1 pseudogene is annotated in these 425 nt (G+C 74.4%); it reads left to right on the top strand.

The features are described from left to right. Positions 1–228, top strand: a pseudogene (locus G3I71_RS48315) (NAD(P)/FAD-dependent oxidoreductase); the annotation flags it as partial. Positions 229–425 lie beyond the last annotated feature (197 nt).

The following is a 425-nucleotide window of genomic DNA, read 5'->3' as shown; positions in this document are numbered from 1 at the left end:
CACGACGCGCAGATCGTGCCGCACGTCGACGGGATCTGCGCGGACTCGCTGGTCGGCCGGGGCGAGGAGTCGGAGCGACGGACCTTCGGGACCGTGTGCGCCGACCCGGGGCTGAGCGCCGACTACCTGAGGCTCACGGGCCGCATGACCGCTCCCGCCGAGTTCCAGGCCGCGTTCATGCGCGCCGTGCTGTCCGCGCGGCGCCGCCCCGCGGCGACGCCCGCGTGACGAGCCCGCGGGGGTTTCCCCGCAGGTCCGACGCCCGGACCGACCACCTGCCACCGTCCCCGACGCCGAAGGAGAGAGGCCGATGCCCCGTGTCGCCTTCACGACGTTCGCGATCCTGAAGAGGCCCTACGGCGACCCCGTGGTGCAGGGGTTCGACGACCTGACGCCACCGACGTTCGCGCAGGCCGAGGGCAGCC

The sequence above is a fragment of the Streptomyces sp. SID12501 genome (genome assembly GCF_010550245.1).
Taxonomy (GTDB): Bacteria; Actinomycetota; Actinomycetes; order Streptomycetales; family Streptomycetaceae; genus Streptomyces.
Note: the sequence above shows the minus strand (reverse complement) of the source record. Positions and strands in the feature narration are given on the sequence as shown.